At 69.5% G+C, this 16,176-nt stretch carries 15 protein-coding genes; 11 read left to right on the plus strand and 4 right to left on the minus strand.

The features are described from left to right. From galE to BLV49_RS11725, 4 genes are all read left to right on the plus strand, one after another. Positions 1-963 (plus strand): UDP-glucose 4-epimerase GalE, encoded by a 963-nt coding sequence (gene galE / locus BLV49_RS11710; RefSeq protein WP_091184445.1) that lies wholly within the window; start codon positions 1-3, stop codon positions 961-963. A gap of 141 nt (positions 964-1,104) precedes the next feature. Continuing rightward, positions 1,105-1,425 carry a WhiB family transcriptional regulator gene (locus BLV49_RS11715; protein WP_091184448.1) on the plus strand — a complete coding sequence of 107 codons (321 nt, stop codon included), beginning with the start codon at positions 1,105-1,107 and terminating at the stop codon, positions 1,423-1,425. Positions 1,426-1,531: 106 nt separating this feature from the next. After that, complete coding sequence (locus BLV49_RS11720; protein WP_091184453.1) at positions 1,532-4,558, plus strand: glycosyltransferase family 2 protein; 3,027 nt, start codon at positions 1,532-1,534, stop codon at positions 4,556-4,558. Further along, positions 4,551-5,948 carry a DUF5719 family protein gene (locus BLV49_RS11725; protein ID WP_091184455.1) on the plus strand — a complete coding sequence of 466 codons (1,398 nt, stop codon included), beginning with the start codon at positions 4,551-4,553 and terminating at the stop codon, positions 5,946-5,948. Before BLV49_RS11720 ends, BLV49_RS11725 begins: the two co-directional genes overlap by 8 nt. A 1-nt stretch (position 5,949) precedes the next feature. On the opposite strand, the gene BLV49_RS11730 is transcribed toward BLV49_RS11725, so the two are convergent. After that, positions 5,950-6,402 carry a metallopeptidase family protein gene (locus BLV49_RS11730; RefSeq protein ID WP_342706631.1) on the minus strand — a complete coding sequence of 151 codons (453 nt, stop codon included), beginning with the start codon at positions 6,400-6,402 and terminating at the stop codon, positions 5,950-5,952. Between the two features lie 74 nt (positions 6,403-6,476). On the opposite strand from BLV49_RS11730, the gene BLV49_RS11735 reads away from it, so the two are divergent. Genes BLV49_RS11735 through ahcY form a run of 3 tightly spaced genes read left to right on the plus strand, consistent with a single transcriptional unit; the run spans position 6,477 to position 9,653 of the window. Further along, the gene (locus BLV49_RS11735) at positions 6,477-6,692 is read left to right on the plus strand and encodes a DUF3499 family protein (protein WP_091184459.1); all 216 of its coding nucleotides are present in this window, start codon (positions 6,477-6,479) and stop codon (positions 6,690-6,692) included. Then, positions 6,689-8,125: a phosphomannomutase/phosphoglucomutase gene (locus tag BLV49_RS11740; protein ID WP_091184463.1), complete on the plus strand. Its 1,437-nt coding sequence runs from the start codon at positions 6,689-6,691 to the stop codon at positions 8,123-8,125. Before BLV49_RS11735 ends, BLV49_RS11740 begins: the two co-directional genes overlap by 4 nt. 40 nt (positions 8,126-8,165) lie before the next feature. After that, a complete protein-coding gene (gene ahcY, locus BLV49_RS11745) occupies positions 8,166-9,653 on the plus strand; it encodes an adenosylhomocysteinase (RefSeq protein WP_091184466.1) in 1,488 nt (495 codons plus the stop codon). 1 nt (position 9,654) lies between these two features. On the opposite strand, the gene BLV49_RS11750 is transcribed toward ahcY, so the two are convergent. After that, the gene (locus BLV49_RS11750) at positions 9,655-10,494 is read right to left on the minus strand and encodes an RDD family protein (protein WP_091184469.1); all 840 of its coding nucleotides are present in this window, start codon (positions 10,492-10,494) and stop codon (positions 9,655-9,657) included. Between the two features lie 17 nt (positions 10,495-10,511). On the opposite strand from BLV49_RS11750, the gene BLV49_RS11755 reads away from it, so the two are divergent. The 3 genes from BLV49_RS11755 to BLV49_RS11765 all read left to right on the plus strand — a co-directional run bounded on the left by BLV49_RS11755 (position 10,512) and on the right by BLV49_RS11765 (position 13,604). Then, a complete protein-coding gene (locus BLV49_RS11755) occupies positions 10,512-11,531 on the plus strand; it encodes a stage II sporulation protein M (protein WP_091184473.1) in 1,020 nt (339 codons plus the stop codon). 52 nt (positions 11,532-11,583) lie between these two features. Next, entirely contained in the window at positions 11,584-12,006 is a 423-nt protein-coding gene (locus BLV49_RS11760) for a Fur family transcriptional regulator (RefSeq protein ID WP_091187257.1), read from the plus strand. A 68-nt stretch (positions 12,007-12,074) separates the two neighbouring features. Further along, the gene (locus tag BLV49_RS11765) at positions 12,075-13,604 is read left to right on the plus strand and encodes a catalase (protein ID WP_091184477.1); all 1,530 of its coding nucleotides are present in this window, start codon (positions 12,075-12,077) and stop codon (positions 13,602-13,604) included. 150 nt (positions 13,605-13,754) lie between these two features. Here BLV49_RS11765 and BLV49_RS11770 read toward each other — a convergent pair whose 3' ends face one another. Continuing rightward, positions 13,755-14,039, minus strand: coding sequence for a DUF559 domain-containing protein (locus tag BLV49_RS11770; protein WP_091184480.1), 285 nt, complete (start codon positions 14,037-14,039; stop codon positions 13,755-13,757). 429 nt (positions 14,040-14,468) lie between these two features. Here BLV49_RS11770 and BLV49_RS16755 point away from each other — a divergent pair, with 429 nt between their 5' ends. Then, positions 14,469-14,657, plus strand: coding sequence for a hypothetical protein (locus BLV49_RS16755; RefSeq protein ID WP_143034049.1), 189 nt, complete (start codon positions 14,469-14,471; stop codon positions 14,655-14,657). 211 nt (positions 14,658-14,868) lie between these two features. On the opposite strand, the gene BLV49_RS11775 is transcribed toward BLV49_RS16755, so the two are convergent. Continuing rightward, positions 14,869-16,176 carry a DUF58 domain-containing protein gene (locus BLV49_RS11775; protein ID WP_091184483.1) on the minus strand — a complete coding sequence of 436 codons (1,308 nt, stop codon included), beginning with the start codon at positions 16,174-16,176 and terminating at the stop codon, positions 14,869-14,871.

Below are 16,176 nucleotides of genomic sequence, written 5' to 3' on the forward strand. Positions count from 1 at the left end.
ATGGCCTGGCTGGTCACCGGAGGAGCCGGATACATCGGAGCGCACGTCGTGCGCGCCTTCCGTGAGCAGGACATCGACGTCGTCATCGTCGACGACCTGTCGAGCGGGCACGACTCCTTCGTGCCCGAACACGTGCCGTTCGTGCGCGGCTCCATCCTCGACCAGGAGCTTCTCGAGAAGACGTTCACCGACCACGGCGTCACGGGCGTCGTGCACGTCGCGGGCTTCAAGTACGCCGGCGTCTCGGTCCAGCGCCCCCTGCACACGTACGAGCAGAACGTCACAGGAACCGCCGTGCTGCTCCAGGCCATGCAGAACACGGGCGTCGAGAAGATCGTGTTCTCCTCAAGCGCCGCCGTGTACGGCACTCCCGACGTCGACCTCGTCACCGAGGACACGGCGAAGTCTCCCGAGTCGCCGTACGGGGAGTCAAAGCTCATCGGCGAGTGGATGCTGCGCGACCAGGCCGTCGCGACGGGACTGGCTCACACGTCGCTCCGGTACTTCAACGTCGTCGGCTCCGGCTACCCGGACGTGTACGACACGAGCCCGCACAACCTCTTCCCGCTCGTCTTCGACGCGCTGCTGGCCGGAAAGACGCCGCGCATCAACGGCGACGACTATCCCACTCCTGACGGCACGTGCGTGCGCGACTACATCCACGTCGGAGACCTCGCGATCTCCCACGTTGCCGCGGCGGCGCGACTCGACGCGGGCCAGCCGATCGAGCCCGTGTACAACCTCGGCTCGGGAGACGGCGTCTCGGTGGGGGAGATCATGTCCACCGTCGCCGACGTGACCGGCATCGCCTTCACGCCCGAGATCGCGCCGCGCCGCCAGGGCGACCCCGCGCGGATCGTCGCCTCGGGCGAGCTCGCCGCCCGCGATCTCGACTGGAGAATGCGCCACAGTCTCGCGGAGATGGTGCTGAGCGCGTGGAACGCGCGTCGACAGGCCGGCTGATCCGACACGCGGGCGGCCATAAACCCTCGAGAAGCAGTTGAGGGTTTACCATCTGCGACTTGACCCCGATGAATTACAAGGGTGTAATTTAGTGAACGCGCCGATCGGCGTGGTGCGGGTGACACAAGGTGGGGAGACGGTATGGCATTGCCAGGATATCGTTCCGGCGTTCCCGACGACTGGTTCGTTGACCCGATTCAGCTGGGAGTGCCCGGAGTCAGGCAGGATGTCGACGATGACAATCCGCTGGCGTGGCAGGCGGATGCGCTGTGTGCGCAGACCGATCCCGAGGCGTTCTTCCCCGAAAAGGGCGGATCGACCCGGGACGCCAAGCGAATCTGCGGGAGCTGCGAAGTGCGGGCGGAGTGCCTGGACTACGCGCTCATGAACGACGAGCGATTCGGGATCTGGGGCGGTCTGTCGGAGCGTGAGCGCCGACGGCTCAAGAAACAGGCCGGCTGAGGCCAGGATCAGAACGCAGGACGCGGTGGCGATTTTCGCCGCCGCGTCCTGCGTTGTGCGTGCCGCTGCAGGCTGCGGCGAAACCGCCGCATAGGCTTGGCTCGATATGGAAACACGAGTCACGGCGCTCGTCGTCGCCCACAGGGACGCCGACCACTTGCGCCGCACCCTCGAGTCGCTCGCAGCACAGACTCGCCGTCCGGACACCGTCATCGCCGTCGCATTCGACGCGACCGACGACGTGCTCCGACTCCTCGAGAAGCACGCGCCCGATCAGATCGTCACGGCGAAGGAGAACCTCACGTTCGGCCAGGCGCTCGCCGCGGGCGAGAGGGTGGCGGCGACGCCGAGCTCCGAGAGCGACTACCTCTGGCTCCTCGCCCAGGACACGGCGCCCGCGCCGGACGCGCTCCACCAGCTGCTCGGCCGATTCGAGAACTCGCCGTCTGCCGCCGTCGCCGGTCCCAAGCTCGTCGACTGGAACGACTCGAGCCGGCTACGCGGAATCGGCGAGACCATGACGACGGGCGGCGCGACAGTCGCCCTCGTCGAAGACCAGCTCGATCAGGGCCAGCACGACACGGTGAGCGACGTGCTCGCCGTGGGCGCAGCGGGCATGCTCGTGCGTCACGTGACCTGGCAGAGCCTCGACGGCTTCGACCCGGCCCTCGGTCCTGTCGACGACGGACTCGACTTCTGCGTCCGGACCCGACTCGCCGGTCGCCGCGTCGTGCTCGCCGCTGACGCCGTCGTCGCCGTCGCCGGCGACGGCATCGCGGGCGTGCCCCGGTCGCGACGCTGGGCGGCCAAGCAGCGGAAGGCGCGCTACACGCGCACGGCGGAGCTGCATCGGCGGCTCGTCTACGCCCGGCCGTTCGCCGTGCTGTTCCACTGGCTCAGCCTCGTGCCCCTCGCCATCATCCGCTCCGTGCTCTTGCTCGTCCGCAAGCAGCCGGAGCTCATCGGCGCCGAATTCCGCGCGGCGTTCTGGGTCGCCTTCGGCGGCACGCACGTGCTCGCCGCCCGCCGACGACTGGCTCGCGGGAAGAGCGTCGGCTGGTCCGTGCTCTCCGACCTGCGGATGACCAGGCGGGAAGTGCGCCGACGACGACGGCTTGACCGTGACGAGAACGCGGCACCGGTCGCTCCCGTCGAGCGCAGCGACCTGCGCTTCCTCACGGGCGGCGGCGGCTGGGTCGTGCTCGCCTCTGCCGTCGCCGGGGCGATCATGTTCATCCGCCTGCTGCCGGCCGAGACTCTCGCCGGCGGCGGCCTGCTTCCGCTCAGCCCCAACGTCGGCGCGCTGTGGCAGAACCTCGGCTACGGCTGGCGCAGCATCGGCGAGGGCTTCGTCGGCGCCGCGGACCCGTTCTCCGCCGTTCTCGCCGCCCTCGGCACGATCACGTTCTGGCAGCCGTCGTACGCGCTCGTGCTGCTGTGGGTGCTCGCCCTCCCTCTCGCGACGCTCACGGCCTGGTTCGCCGCGACCCGCCTGACCGAGCGAAGCGGATACCGCATCCTCGGCGCCGTCGCGTGGACGCTCTCGCCGACGTTCCTCATCGCTCTCGTCGACGGTCGGCCCGCCGCCGTGCTCGCGCACATCCTGCTGCCGGGCCTGTTCTATGCGGGCGCTGTCGCCGCGCGCTCGTGGGCCGCGGCGGCGAGCTGCGGCATCCTGCTCGCCGCCGTCGGGGCGTGCGCACCCATCCTCCTTCCCGCCCTCGCCGTGCTGTGGATCATCGCGATCGCCGTCGCAGGGCTGCGCTTCGCGCGAGTGCTGTTCATTCCGCTGCCCCTTATCGCACTCTTCGCCCCGCTCGCCTGGCAGCAGGGCATCGTCAACGGCAACTGGCTCTCGATTCTCGCCGACCCGGGGCGGCCTCTCGCGTCCCCCGCGTCGACGCCCTCCGCGCTGCTCCTCGGCATTCCGGGAACGGGGCTCGGCGGCTGGAGCGACGCGGCGCGGCTGCTCAACCTGCCCGAGCTCGCCCTCACGATCGGACTTCCCGTTCTGCTCGCCCCGCTTGTGATCGTCGGGATCGCCGGACTGTTCCTCTCTGGCTGGCAGCGGCCTCTCACGCTCTGGGCGGTCGCGCTTCTCGGCTTCGCAACCGCCGTGGCCTCCGGCCAGCTTGCCGTCACCTTCATCGGCGCGACGGCCACGACCGTGTGGCCCGGCACAGGATTGAGCCTCATGTGGCTCGGACTCGTGGGCGCCGGCGTCGCAGGACTGGACAGCCTGCGCGCCCGAGGCGCCGTGCCGGCGGCCGTCGCCGGAATCACGCTCGCCGCGCTAGCGGCCCCCGCCTTTCTCGCCGCTCCGCTCGGCGCTTCCCCCGTGCGCGCGAGCGACGGGCGCACCCTGCCCGCCTACGTGACGGCCGCAGCGGAGACCGACGCCGGCCTCGGCACGCTCCGGGTGTCGCCGCAAGCAGACGGCAGCGTTGTCTCGACGGTCGTGCGCGGAACGGGCGAGCACCTCGACACGCAGTCCACGCTCGTGACGACGGGCGCCGTCCTCGGCGACCCCGACGGCGGACTCGCGCAGCTGACGGGCAACATCATCTCGGTCACCGGCGAGAAGCTCACGCCCGAGCTTCGCGCGCGCGGCGTCGGTTTCGTCCTTCTCGCGCCCACACCCGAGGCGAAGGACGGCGAACCCGAGGAGGCCGCTCTTGCGACGGCGAAGCGAGCGAGCGCTGCCCTTGACGCGAACCCCGAGCTTGAGAACGTGGGAGAGACCGACACCGGCATGCTGTGGCGCACCGTCGACACCGTGAAGGGAAGCGAAGCCGGCTCGTACGATTCATTCGGCTCCCTCGTCTCCCTCGCGATTCTCGTGCTCGTCTTCGCCGTCGCGCTGCTCATCGCGATCCCGACGAGCGCGTCGCGCGAGACCGCGCGAATGACACCGCGCACCGTCGGTCGACGCGACGAGCCGGAGACCCACGTCGAGCCCGAGCCCGAAGACGAGGAGGTGTCGCTCCTGGTCGATCCCGAGGCGGAGGCGGAGCCCGAGTGGGCGGACATCGTCTCGCTTCCCGGTTCCGCGCCCGCGCCCGCCCCCGCGCCCGCGCTCGTGGGCGGCGGAACGGATGCGCACGAGACGACGGAGGGAGAACGCCATGAGTAGCCGACCGAGAATCGGACGCATCCTCCGCATCGGCGTGGGAGTGCTCACGGTAGCAGCGCTCGCGGGCGCCGGTGCCGCGGCGCTCGCGCTCGACCTGCCCGAGCACGACGCCGCCGCCACGCCGCGCACCGTGACGCCCATTCCCGCGGACCAGACGCGCGTGTGCGCAGGACCGCTGCTCGAGCTCGGCGCCGACTCCCGCGCCGCGAGCGAGCTGTCGAGTTTCGGCAGCGCACTCGTCGCGTCGGTCGCGAGCGGCGGCGCCGGTCTCGACGCGAGCGCTCTCGCGAATCCCGCCGACGCGACGGAAGCCGACGGCGCGACAACCCTGACGCTGCCGACGGGCGACGTCGGCACTGCTCCGCTCATCGGTGCGAGCCAGTCTCAGACCGCGGGGCAGGAGACCCTCGCGGGATTCGCCGCGGCCGGCTGCGCCGACACGGGGTCGGAGACCTGGCTCGTCGGCGGATCCACCGACGTCGGGCGCACGACGCTCGTGATCCTCAACAACCCCGCCGACGTCGACGCTGCCGTCGACCTCGTCGTCTCCGGCGAGAACGGCGCGGTAGACGCACCGAACGCGCACGACATTCGCGTACCCGCGCATTCGCAGAAGGTGGTCTCCCTCGCCGGCATCGCCCCGAACACGGCGCTTCCGGTCGTGCACGTCGTGAGCACGGGCGCCGACATCCAGGCCTGGCTGCAGCACTCGTCCGTGCGCGGACTCGTGCCCTCTGGCGTCGAGATGGTCGGCGGCACCGCCGTGCCATCGACCGAGCTCGACATTCCGGGCGTCGCGATCTTCAAGAACCAGCCGGCGACGACGGGCGACGGCTATGACGATCGCAGGCCCGCCGTGCGCGTGTTCGTGCCGGGCGATCAGCCGGCGCACGCCGAGATCACCGTCAGCGACACCGCGGGAAAGACCGTTGCGACACTCCCCGTCGACGTCAAGGCTGGGCTCGTCGCGGAATTCCCGCTCACCGACCTTCCCGAAGGGCGCTACGCCGTCTCGCTCGCGGCAACCGCGCCCGTCGCGGCTGCCGTGCGCACGAGCACCGACCTCGACGAGAAGAGCGCCGACTTCGCCTGGTTCGCCGCGGCGACCCCGCTCGAGGCGCCGTTCCTCGTCGCTGCCGCGCCGGGCCCCTCACCGGTGCTCGCCGTGCACAATCCGAGCGCGAGCCCGGTCACCGCCGCGATCGGCGACGACGAGGTGACGATCGACGCGGGAGCCACCCACACTGTCGCGCTCAAACGCTCACTCGAGGTGTCGGCGGACGCTCCCGTCACCGCCGCGGTCGACTATGCGGGCGGCTCCGGAGTGTCGTCGTTCGCGATCACACCGCCGAAACCGGCATCCGCCCCCGTCGACGTCTACGTCCGGTAGCTCACAGCGGACCGAACCCGCCGGGATCGAGATCCCACGGGTCGAGGCCGAGGTACTCGGCCGCGGCCTGGAAGACGCAGCTCTCCACGGCCATCCGGCGGTGCAGCGAGTCGTCGATGTGCAAGCGGATGAGCCGCTGGATCGGCACCCGGTACACGACGATCTGGCGACGCTCGCGATCGATGCTCCACCGGTCGATGCCGTCATCGTGGCTCGAGGACGACGGCATGCCGGCGATGCCGAACGAGACTTCGCCGAGCTCGCTCGGGTAGGCGTCCCTCAAGTAGTCGGCGGCGGCCGCGACGCTCACATCGAAGAGGTCGACGCGCCCGCCGAGCGGGCGAAGGGGCGGCCGCAGAACAGAACTTCTTCCGCTGCGCCCGTGCCGATCATGGCGCACCGCGCGGCGCGAGAACATCTCGCGGCGACCGGTTCCCGAGAGGTGTCTGCCCATGGCTCTATCGTAGGTCAGCGCCGCCCCGGAATGGGGTGCCGGGAAGGCGGCGGCAGTCGCCGTACACTGAGGGGGTGGACGAGAGAATCTGTTCAAAGGTCGGATGCCGCCGTGAGGCGATCTCCACCCTCACGTACGACTACGCCGACCAGATGGCGGTGCTCGGTCCGCTCGGACTCGCGCGTGACCCGCACGCCTACGACTTGTGCGCACTCCACGCCGAGCGGCTGTCCACCCCGCAGGGCTGGCAGATCATCCGCCATGTCGCCTATGAAGCGGAGTCCCTGTGAGCCCTGCTCAGGGGCGCTCGGCCGCTGAACGACTCGCCTCCGCCGTCAAGACCTACGACGTTCGCGGCCTCGTCGACATCGACCTGACCGATGACATCGTCGAAGCGGTCGGCGCGGCGTTCGTCGACGAGGTCGGCGCCGCCGGACGGGACGTGGTCGTCGGCCACGACATGCGCGACTCCTCTCCGCGGTTCGCGGCGGCGTTCGCCCGAGGAGCGCGGGCGCGCGGCGGAGACGTCGTCATGATCGGGCTGTGCTCCACCGACGAGAACTACTTCGCCTCCGGGACGCTGCCGGCGGACGCCGCGATGTTCACCGCAAGCCACAATCCCGCGACCTACAACGGCATCAAGCTCTCGCGCGCCGGCGCCCAGTCGCTCTCGCTCGACACCGGCCTCGCCGCGATCCGGGATCGCGCGATCGGCTACCTCGAGGACGGCATCCGCCCGGTCGAGAACCCGGGAACCGAACGCGAACTCGACGTGCTCGCGGACTACGCGGCGACGCTGCGCCGGCTCGTGCCGCTCGAGGGGATCCGCCCGCTGCGCGTCGTCATCGACGCGGGAAACGGCATGGGCGGCATGACCGCGCCCGCCGTACTGGGAGAGGCGGCCGGGCTCCCGGCGCTGCCGATCGAGATCATCCCGATGTACTTCGAGCTCGACGGCACGTTTCCCAACCACGAGGCCAACCCGCTCGACCCGGCGAACCTCGTCGACCTGCAGAACGCCGTGCGTGAGCACGGTGCGGACGCGGGGCTCGCGTTCGACGGAGACGCCGATCGCTGCTTCGTCGTCGACGAGAACGGCGACGCCGTGTCGCCGTCGGCGGTCACCGCGATCGTCGCGGCGCGCGAGATCGACAGGGAACGCGCGAAGGGAGTGACCGGCGAGATCCAGGTGCTGCACAATCTCATCACCTCCCGGTTCGTGCCCGAACTCATCGAGCAGCAGGGGGCTGTCCCCGTGCGAACGCGCGTCGGGCACTCCCTCATCAAGGCCGAGATGCGCCAGAGCGGCGCGATCTTCGGCGGCGAGCACTCCGCGCACTACTACTTCCGCGACTTCTGGGGCGCCGACAACGGCATGCTCGCGGCGATGCACGTGCTCGCCGAGCTCGGCTCCCAGCACGCACCGCTGTCGGAGTTCGCGTCCGCGTTCAGCCCCTACGCGCAGTCGGGGGAGATCAACTCGACAGTCACCGACGTTCCGGCCGCGTACGCGCGCATCGTCGAGGCCTACCAGGGGCGCGCCGAGTTCGACGAGTTCGACGGGCTCACCGGCACGGGAATCACGTCGCTCGGCGAGGCGTTCTGGTGGTTCAACGTGCGGCCCTCGAACACGGAGCCGCTCTTGCGGCTCAACGTCGAAGGGGAGGATGCCGCCACGATGGCGAGCATTCGCGACGAAGTCCTCGCCCTCATCCGCGCATAGCGGCGCTCAGGCTTCCGCACGCGTCTGCGAGAATGGAGCCATGAGCATCCCCTCGAGCACCCGCACGTCCGCCGCGCCCTACCAGATCGCCGACATCGGCCTCGCGGAAGCCGGTCGACACCAGCTTCGACTGGCCGAGAACGAGATGCCGGGTCTGATGGCGCTCCGCCGCGAGTTCGGCGACGCGAAGCCGCTCGCGGGAGCGCGCATCGCCGGTTCGCTGCACATGACGGTGCAGACGGCCGTGCTCATCGAGACTCTTGTCGCCCTCGGCGCGCGTGTGCGCTGGGCGAGCTGCAACATCTACTCGACGCAGAACGAGGCTGCCGCGGCCGTCGTCGTCGGCCCCGACGGCACCGTCGAGGAGCCGAAGGGCGTGCCCGTGTTCGCCTGGAAGGGCGAGACGCTCGAGGAGTACTGGGCGTGCACCGACCGCATCTTCGACTGGAGCGCCGAGGCGGAGGCCGAGGGAGCGTCGTGGATCGGCCCCAACATGATCCTCGACGACGGGGGAGACGCCACGCTTCTCGTGCACAAGGGCCGCGAGTTCGAGGCCGCCGGCGCTGTGCCGGAGCCGGCAGAGGGCGACAGCCACGAGTACGGTGTGATCCTCGACGTGCTCCGCCGTTCGCTCGTCGCCTCTCCCGACCGCTGGACGCGCATCGCAGCCGAGATCATGGGCGTCACGGAGGAGACGACGACGGGCGTGCACCGGCTGTACGAGCTCGCCCGCGACGGCGAACTCCTGTTCCCCGCCATCAACGTCAACGACTCGGTGACGAAGTCGAAGTTCGACAACCGCTACGGCATCCGTCACTCGCTTCCCGACGGCCTCAACCGCGCCACCGACGTGCTCATCGGCGGCAAGGTCGCTTTCGTCGTCGGCTACGGCGACGTCGGCAAGGGCGCCGCGGAAGCCCTCCGCGGTCAAGGCGCGCGCGTCATCGTCTCCGAGGTCGACCCGATCTGCGCCCTCCAGGCCGCCATGGACGGCTTCCAGGTCGCCACGCTCGAATCCGTCGTCGACCAGGCCGACATCTTCGTCACGTGCACGGGCAACCTGCACGTGATCCGGCCGGAGCACATGCTCGCGATGAAGAACCTCGCGATCGTCGCGAACGTCGGTCACTTCGACAACGAGATCGACATGGCAGGACTTGCCGCCCTCGACGGCGTGACGAAGGTCGAGATCAAGCCGCAAGTGCACGAATGGCGGCTGCCGAACGGGCGCGCCATCCTCGTGCTGAGCGAAGGCCGCCTCATGAACCTCGGAAACGCGACCGGTCACCCGTCGTTCGTGATGAGCAACTCCTTCACGAACCAGGTGCTCGCCCAGATCGAACTCTTCACCCGACCGGAGCAGTACCCCACGGGAGTGTACGTGCTGCCGAAGCGGCTCGACGAGAAGGTAGCGCGACTGCACCTCGACGCGCTCGGTGTGCAGCTGACCGAGCTGTCAGGCGAGCAGGCCGACTACATCGGCGTCGCCGTCGAGGGCCCGTACAAGCTCGAGCACTACCGCTACTGAGTCACCGTTCGGGGAAGCCGTGCGGCGCGCTCGTGAGCACGGGAGTGAGGCGCTCGAGTCGCTGCCGCTCGAGCATGAGCGCGCGGTAGCTGCGGTCGCGACGGACGGCGGCGACGCCGTAGAGGAACATCAGCGGGTCGACATCGGGCAGCGGCGAGACGTACGCGGACGCCTCCCGCGCGAGTTCACTTGCGAGCCGGAAACGCGAGTCAGGCGTGAGCTTGGGCGCCTGTGAGAGGAACTGCGCGATGCGGCGTGAGAGCCGATCGGGCATGCGGCCGACATCGGCGACGGCCGCCCAGCCCGTGAGCGGCTGCGGAAGACCGATCACCGGCTCGATCGTGCGCGGAACCCGCTCATGCTGCGAGTACGTGCCGGCGAGCATGTCGCCGATCCGCTTCGAGCGCGCGTTAAGCAGGCCGACGAGAGCGGCCCCGCCGCCGAAGGTCATGTAGATCTCGAAGAAGCCGACGAGCGCACGGATGAAGGCGTGCCGGAAGCCGATGGCGCCGCCGTCGTCGCGCACGATGCGTGCGCCGACCGCGAGCTTGCCGAGCGAGCGGCCGTGACTGAGCAGTTCGACGCCCGCCGGCACGACGATGGTCGCGAAGACGATGATGCTGATGATGAACGCCTGGTTCGCGGCCTCGTCCATTCCCGTCGTCGCCGAGACCGTCAGCAGGATGAAGATGAGAACGAGCGCGATGATCACCGACACGGCCACATCGATCAGGGCTCCCGCCGCTCGCAGCATGAACCCGGCCGAGCGGACGTCGAGGGCCACCGCCTCTCCCGTGATCAGCTCCTCGTCGTGGGCGCCGGGATCTTCGCGTGGCGTCATGGGTATCATCTAAGCAGATGGACCTCGACGCCTACACCGCAGCCCACCGTGACGAGTGGGAGAGACTCGACGAGCTCGCCCGACGCGGCCGCCTCGACGGGGTCGAGGCCGACGAGCTCATCGACCGCTACCAGACCGGCGCGAGCCAGCTCTCCGCGATAAAGACCGTCGCGGGCTCCACGCGCACCGGAGATCGGCTGAGCGTCACGCTCTCCCGCGCACGAGGCCGCTTCACCGCCGCCTCCGGCAACGCTCTCGCGCTCCTGCCGCGCTTCTTCGTTCTGCAGCTTCCCGCCGCGCTCTACCGGCTGCGCTGGCTGACCCTCGCCGTCGCCCTCGCGACCGCGATCGTCGCGCTGCTCTATGGCTTCTGGGCGGGCAACGACCCTCGCGTTCTCGCGAACTTCGGCAGCGACAGGCAGCTGTCGCAGATGGCGAACGACCAGTTCATCGCCTACTACTCCGAGAACCCGGCCGCGTCGTTCGCGGGTCGCGTCTGGACGAACAACGCATTCATCGCCGCGCAGTGCGTCGCGTTCGGCATCACGGGCGTGTGGGTGCCCTACGTCGTGCTGCAGAACGCGCAGAACCTCGGCGTCACGGGCGCCGTCATGTTCGCGTACGACAAGGGCGACGCCTTCTTCCTCTTCATCGCCCCGCACGGGCAGCTCGAGCTCACGAGCATCTTCGTCGCGGCGGCGGCGGGACTGCGCATCTTCTGGGCGTGGATCGCGCCCGGCCGATTCACTCGGCTCGAATCGCTTGCGCGCGAGGGCCGCGCTCTCGTCACCGTGGCCATCGGACTCGTGATCGCGCTGTTCGTCTCCGGCATCATCGAGGGCTTCGTGACACCGTGGCCACTGCAGGAGCAGCTCGCGCCGTGGCTCGGCTGGAGCATCAAGATCGGCATCGGCTCTCTCGCGCTCGCCGCGTTCCTCTGCTACATGCTCGTGGTCGGAGGTCGCGCCTACCGGGCGGGCGAGACGGGGGACCTCACGGAGTTCGAGGCGGGTGCGCAGCGACTGACGGCCGCCTGACCGCTTGTTTTGACTAAATCAAAACAACTGCTAGGCTGAGGTCATGACCACGATGACGGATGCCGCCGCGAGCGACGCTCTGCGCACGGCCGGGCTGAAGGCCACGGCCCCCCGTCGCAGCGTGCTCCGCGTGCTCGAGACCCACAAGCACGCGGATGCCGCCGAAGTCTTCGCCGCCGTGCGCGACGACCTGCCCGACACCTCCCTCCAGGCGGTCTACGGCGTGCTCGGCGCCCTCACCGAGGCCGGCCTCGTGCGGCGCATCGAACCGGCCGGCTCGCCCGCTCGCTACGAGCGGCGCGTCGGCGATAACCACCATCACGTCGTCTGCACGTCATGCGGAGCCGTCGAGGACGTCAATTGCGTCATCGGCCACGCGCCGTGCCTGACCCCCTCGAACACCTCGGGCTTCAGCATCCAGACCGCCGACGTCACCTTCTGGGGCCTGTGCCCCGCCTGCCAGGCGACCGCCTGACCAAAGACTTTCCCCGCGCACGCGACCAGTCCGGTCGCGTGATCCGCCCTGTCGTGACAAGGAGAAACATGACACACTCACCCGTGACGACCACCAACTCCGGTGCCCCCGTCTCCGCCGACGGCCTCTCGCAGACGGTCGGAGGCGACGGCGTCATCGCGCTCACCGACCACTACCTAGTCGAGAAGCTCGCGCAGTTCAACCGGGAGCGCGTGCCCGAGCGCGTCGTTCACGCGAAGGGCGGCGGAGCGTACGGCACGTTCGAGACGACGGAGGACGTGAGCGCCTACACGCGCGCCGCGCTGTTCCAGAAGGGCGCCTCGACCGAGATGCTCGCCCGGTTCTCGACCGTCGCGGGCGAGCAGGGCTCACCCGACACGTGGCGCGACCCGCGCGGCTTCGCCCTCAAGTTCTACACCTCCGAGGGCAACTACGACCTCGTCGGCAACAACACTCCCGTGTTCTTCATCCGCGACGGCATCAAGTTCCCCGACTTCATCCACTCGCAGAAGCGTCTTCCCGGCTCCAACGTGCGCGACAACGACATGCAGTGGGACTTCTGGACGAACCAGCCCGAGTCCGCCCACCAGGTCACGTGGGTCATGGGCGATCGCGGCCTCCCGGCATCCTGGCGCAACATGGACGGCTTCGGCTCGCACACCTACCAGTGGATCAACGCCGCGGGCGAGCGGTTCTGGGTGAAGTACCACTTCAAGACGAACCAGGGCATCAAGACGCTCACGAACGAGCAGGCCGAGCAGATCGCCGGCCAGGATGCCGACTACCACCAGCGCGACCTCTACGAGGCGATCGAGCGCGGCGACCACCCGAGCTGGACGCTGTACGTGCAGATCATGCCCTACGATGACGCGAAGGACTACCGGTTCAACCCGTTCGACCTCACGAAGGTGTGGCCGCACGCCGACTACCCGCTCGTCAAGGTCGGCACGATGACGCTCAACCGCAACGTCACGAACTACTTCGCCGAGATCGAGCAGGCCGCGTTCGCGCCGTCGAACTTCGTGCCCGGCATCGCGGCGAGCCCCGACCGGATGCTGCAGGCGCGCATCTTCAGCTACGCCGACGCCCACCGCTACCGCGTCGGCACGAACCACGCGCAGCTGCCCGTGAACGCTCCGCGGGTCGAGGTCAACTCGTACTCGAAGGACGGCCAGGGCCGCATCAGCTTCGCGGCGGCCGACCGGCCCGTCTACGCGCCGAACTCGTTCGGCGGCCCCCAGGGCGACCCGCAGCAGGCGGGGGAGGGCGCCGGCTGGCACAGCGACGGCGAGCTCGTGCGCACAGCAGCGAGCCTGCACGCCGCCGACGACGACTTCGGCCAGGCCGGCACGCTGTACCGCGACGTCATGACCGATGAGGAGAAGGCGCGGTTCCTCGACACCATCTCCGGACACGTCGGCGCCGTGCGCAACGACCTGATCCGCGAGCGCGCCGTGCAGTACTGGACGAACGTGGACGCCGGGCTCGGCGCCGCGCTCGCCGAGCGCCTTGCCGGCTCCGGCTCGGCCGACCCGGTCGTGAACGGCACCGACACGGACGGCGCGGAGGAGACCGCCGACGAGGAGTCGGCTGCGTAGCCTTTTTCACCTGCGAACGCCCGGGAGCTGCGGCTCCCGGGCGTTTTGCTCGTAGCGTCTTGACGCGGTGTGGGCTCCGCCGTCGCAATGTGCTCGATGGAATCGATTGCAGAAGGCACAATCTGACAGCGGAACGCTGATGGGCACCAGCTACCCCTTCCACCCGCGTGACAGGAGCGCCGTCCGCACGCGCGCGACGAGTTCGTTTGGAGTGGTGAACAGGAGGGTCGAGCTCACTTGGATCACAATCCAGCCGGCCGCGCGCAAACGCTCGACCCTCTCCACGTCCCGAGCGTACTGTTTTCCATGATGCTGGCCCATGTACTCTATGGCGATCTTCGCGTCGGGATATGCGAGATCTATGCACGCAAGGAAGCGCCCGGCATTGTCGGTGACGTCATAGTTGAGCACCGGTTCTGGCAGCTCGGCCGTCATGAGAATACAGCGCGTTCGAGACTCGTTCGGTGACCACGCATCTTCCCTGATCAGCGCGAGCGCCTGCCTGAGTCGTCCACAGCCGACGCGACGACTCGCCCGAAGCGCAGCGTCCAGTTGTGTGCGGGTCGTGAACGGCTTACGACCTACGTGGGGCCGGCCGATTCCTGGCCGCCAAACTCGGCAGAAGTAGTCACCGACTGCGACGAGATCCGCGAGCTCGAGGTGCGCCAGCATTGCCCACGTTGCTGCCGGTGATGGAACTCGAAATCCGTCCACCGTCATGAGGCGACAAGCGGCAGCTGCGACCGCGTGTCCTTTGATGCCACGCCCCCGCGGTGCACGGTGAGGTGCGATCACTCCGACATCGAGAACCGGAACTCCATCGCGCACCGGCATCGGAGCTGCCCAGATGTGCGCGGCCGTTTCATGACTGAAGAAGGCCGCATCCGACATTCGCACCCGGTATGCCGCAGCCAGCTTTATATGTCGTTCGCGGCTACGAGCGAAATCGTCGGCGTTCTGGTCAACGTCAATCCCATCGATGCAACGGACACCGTGGAAGGGACGCGACAGATCGGTTCCGCGGAGACGCCCCTTGCTGACGCCGCGCTTTGAGGCGTCCGCTGTCGTGAACGGCTCACCCGGTGGGTATGGGAGCTTGCCCGGAAGCATGACATGACTGTGCCAGAGTGCGGGCGATCGCAGCGGATGTTATCCACAGCACGACGTTGCTCTGCCGTTGTGGCGTCACAAAGTGCATTCTGCAATCGATTGCGCACTGCACACTGCGACAGCGGAACCAGATACTCGGACGTAAGGTGAAAGGCTACAGGCGGCCGGCCGCCTTGAGCGCGATGTAGTGGTCGGCGAGCGCCGGCGGCAGGTCCTCGGGCGAGCCCGTGACGACGTCGGCGCCCTGCTGGCGGATGGCGGCCGCGACCCGGGCGCCGTCGAGCAGTGCGCGTTCGGCGGACGCCGCGCGGTAGACCTCCTCGCGGCTGCCGCGCTCGCTGGCGGCATCCGTCAACCCGGGGTCTGTCACGCTCGCGACAACGACGACGTGCTGTCGCGTCAGTTGGGGGAGCACGGAGAACAGCCCCTGCGCGGCGCCGGGCGCGTCGATGGAGGTGAGCAGCACGACGAGCGAGCGGTGAGGAGTGATGCCGCGCACTTGGGCCGGGATGGCGTCCCAGGCGGTCTCGATGAGCTCGGGGTCGATGCCCGCGAGCGTGTCGACCATGCGGGAGAGGAGCGTCGCGCCGCTCGCGCCCTGCACGCGACCGCGCACGCGGCGGTCGTAGGCGACGAGGTCGACGCGGTCGCCGGCGCGCGTGGCGAGCGCGGCGAGCAGCAGCGACGCCTCGAAGGCGGTGTCGATGCGCGGCTCGTCCTGGATGCGGGCGGCGGAGGTGCGCCCGGTGTCGAGAACGATGACGACGCGGCGGTCCCGTTCGGGCCGCCAGGTGCGCACGACGAGGTCGCGTCGGCGCGCGGTGGCGCGCCAGTCGATCGAGCGGACGTCGTCACCGCGCACGTACTCGCGGAGGGAGTCGAACTCGGTGCCCTGCCCGCGCACCATGACGGAGGCGGAGCCGTCCAGCTCGCGTAGCCGGGCGAGTCGGCTCGGCAGGTGCTTGCGTGCCGTGAACGGCGGAAGAACGCGCAGCCGGCCGGGCAGACTCAGCGTCGCCTGGCGGGCGCCGAGCCGCAGCGGCCCGGTCGAGCGGACCGTGACGAGCTCGCTCGTGCGGTCGCCGCGGCGGAATGGAGTCAGCGACTGGCTCAGCGCTCGGCGCTCGCCCGGCGGCACCGTTGTCTTCTGCCGTGGCTGCTGGGCGCCGGCGGAGGGCTGCCACGCATCCCGGATCACGCCCCGCAGGGTGCGGCGCCCGTTGTTCGTCACGAGCAGCGTGCTCGTCACGCGCTCACCGAGTCTCACGCGGTCGGGCAGCTGCCTTGCGAGGGTGAGCCGGCGCGGCGACGCGGCGCAGGCGACATCGACGGCGAGCAGCGCGAGGCTCAGCCCGAGCCACGCCGCGAGCAGCGCCCACGCGGCGACGCTCGTGCCGCCGAGCGCGACCAGGGGAACCACCCCGAGCGCGAGCAGCGCGACGAACCACCCTGTGACCGCCAT

The organism is Paramicrobacterium humi, from assembly GCF_900105715.1.
Taxonomy (GTDB): Bacteria; Actinomycetota; Actinomycetes; order Actinomycetales; family Microbacteriaceae; genus Paramicrobacterium; species Paramicrobacterium humi.

Bases quoted from the DNA above. Each gene is read 5' to 3' on its own strand.
- BLV49_RS11715 (WP_091184448.1), top strand. From the start codon at position 1,105: ATGGCATTGCCAGGATATCGTTCCGGCGTTCCCGACGACTGGTTCGTT.
- BLV49_RS11770 (WP_091184480.1), bottom strand. From the start codon at position 14,039: ATGACGGCCGAGCTGCCAGAACCGGTGCTCAACTATGACGTCACCGAC.
- BLV49_RS11750 (WP_091184469.1), bottom strand. From the start codon at position 10,494: ATGACGCCACGCGAAGATCCCGGCGCCCACGACGAGGAGCTGATCACG.
- BLV49_RS11755 (WP_091184473.1), top strand. From the start codon at position 10,512: ATGGACCTCGACGCCTACACCGCAGCCCACCGTGACGAGTGGGAGAGA.
- BLV49_RS11720 (WP_091184453.1), top strand. From the start codon at position 1,532: ATGGAAACACGAGTCACGGCGCTCGTCGTCGCCCACAGGGACGCCGAC.
- BLV49_RS11760 (WP_091187257.1), top strand. From the start codon at position 11,584: ATGACGGATGCCGCCGCGAGCGACGCTCTGCGCACGGCCGGGCTGAAG.
- galE (WP_091184445.1), top strand. From the start codon at position 1: ATGGCCTGGCTGGTCACCGGAGGAGCCGGATACATCGGAGCGCACGTC.
- BLV49_RS11730 (WP_342706631.1), bottom strand. From the start codon at position 6,402: ATGGGCAGACACCTCTCGGGAACCGGTCGCCGCGAGATGTTCTCGCGC.
- ahcY (WP_091184466.1), top strand. From the start codon at position 8,166: ATGAGCATCCCCTCGAGCACCCGCACGTCCGCCGCGCCCTACCAGATC.
- BLV49_RS11725 (WP_091184455.1), top strand. From the start codon at position 4,551: ATGAGTAGCCGACCGAGAATCGGACGCATCCTCCGCATCGGCGTGGGA.
- BLV49_RS11775 (WP_091184483.1), bottom strand. From the start codon at position 16,176: ATGGCGGTCACAGGGTGGTTCGTCGCGCTGCTCGCGCTCGGGGTGGTT.
- BLV49_RS16755 (WP_143034049.1), top strand. From the start codon at position 14,469: ATGACTGAAGAAGGCCGCATCCGACATTCGCACCCGGTATGCCGCAGC.
- BLV49_RS11765 (WP_091184477.1), top strand. From the start codon at position 12,075: ATGACACACTCACCCGTGACGACCACCAACTCCGGTGCCCCCGTCTCC.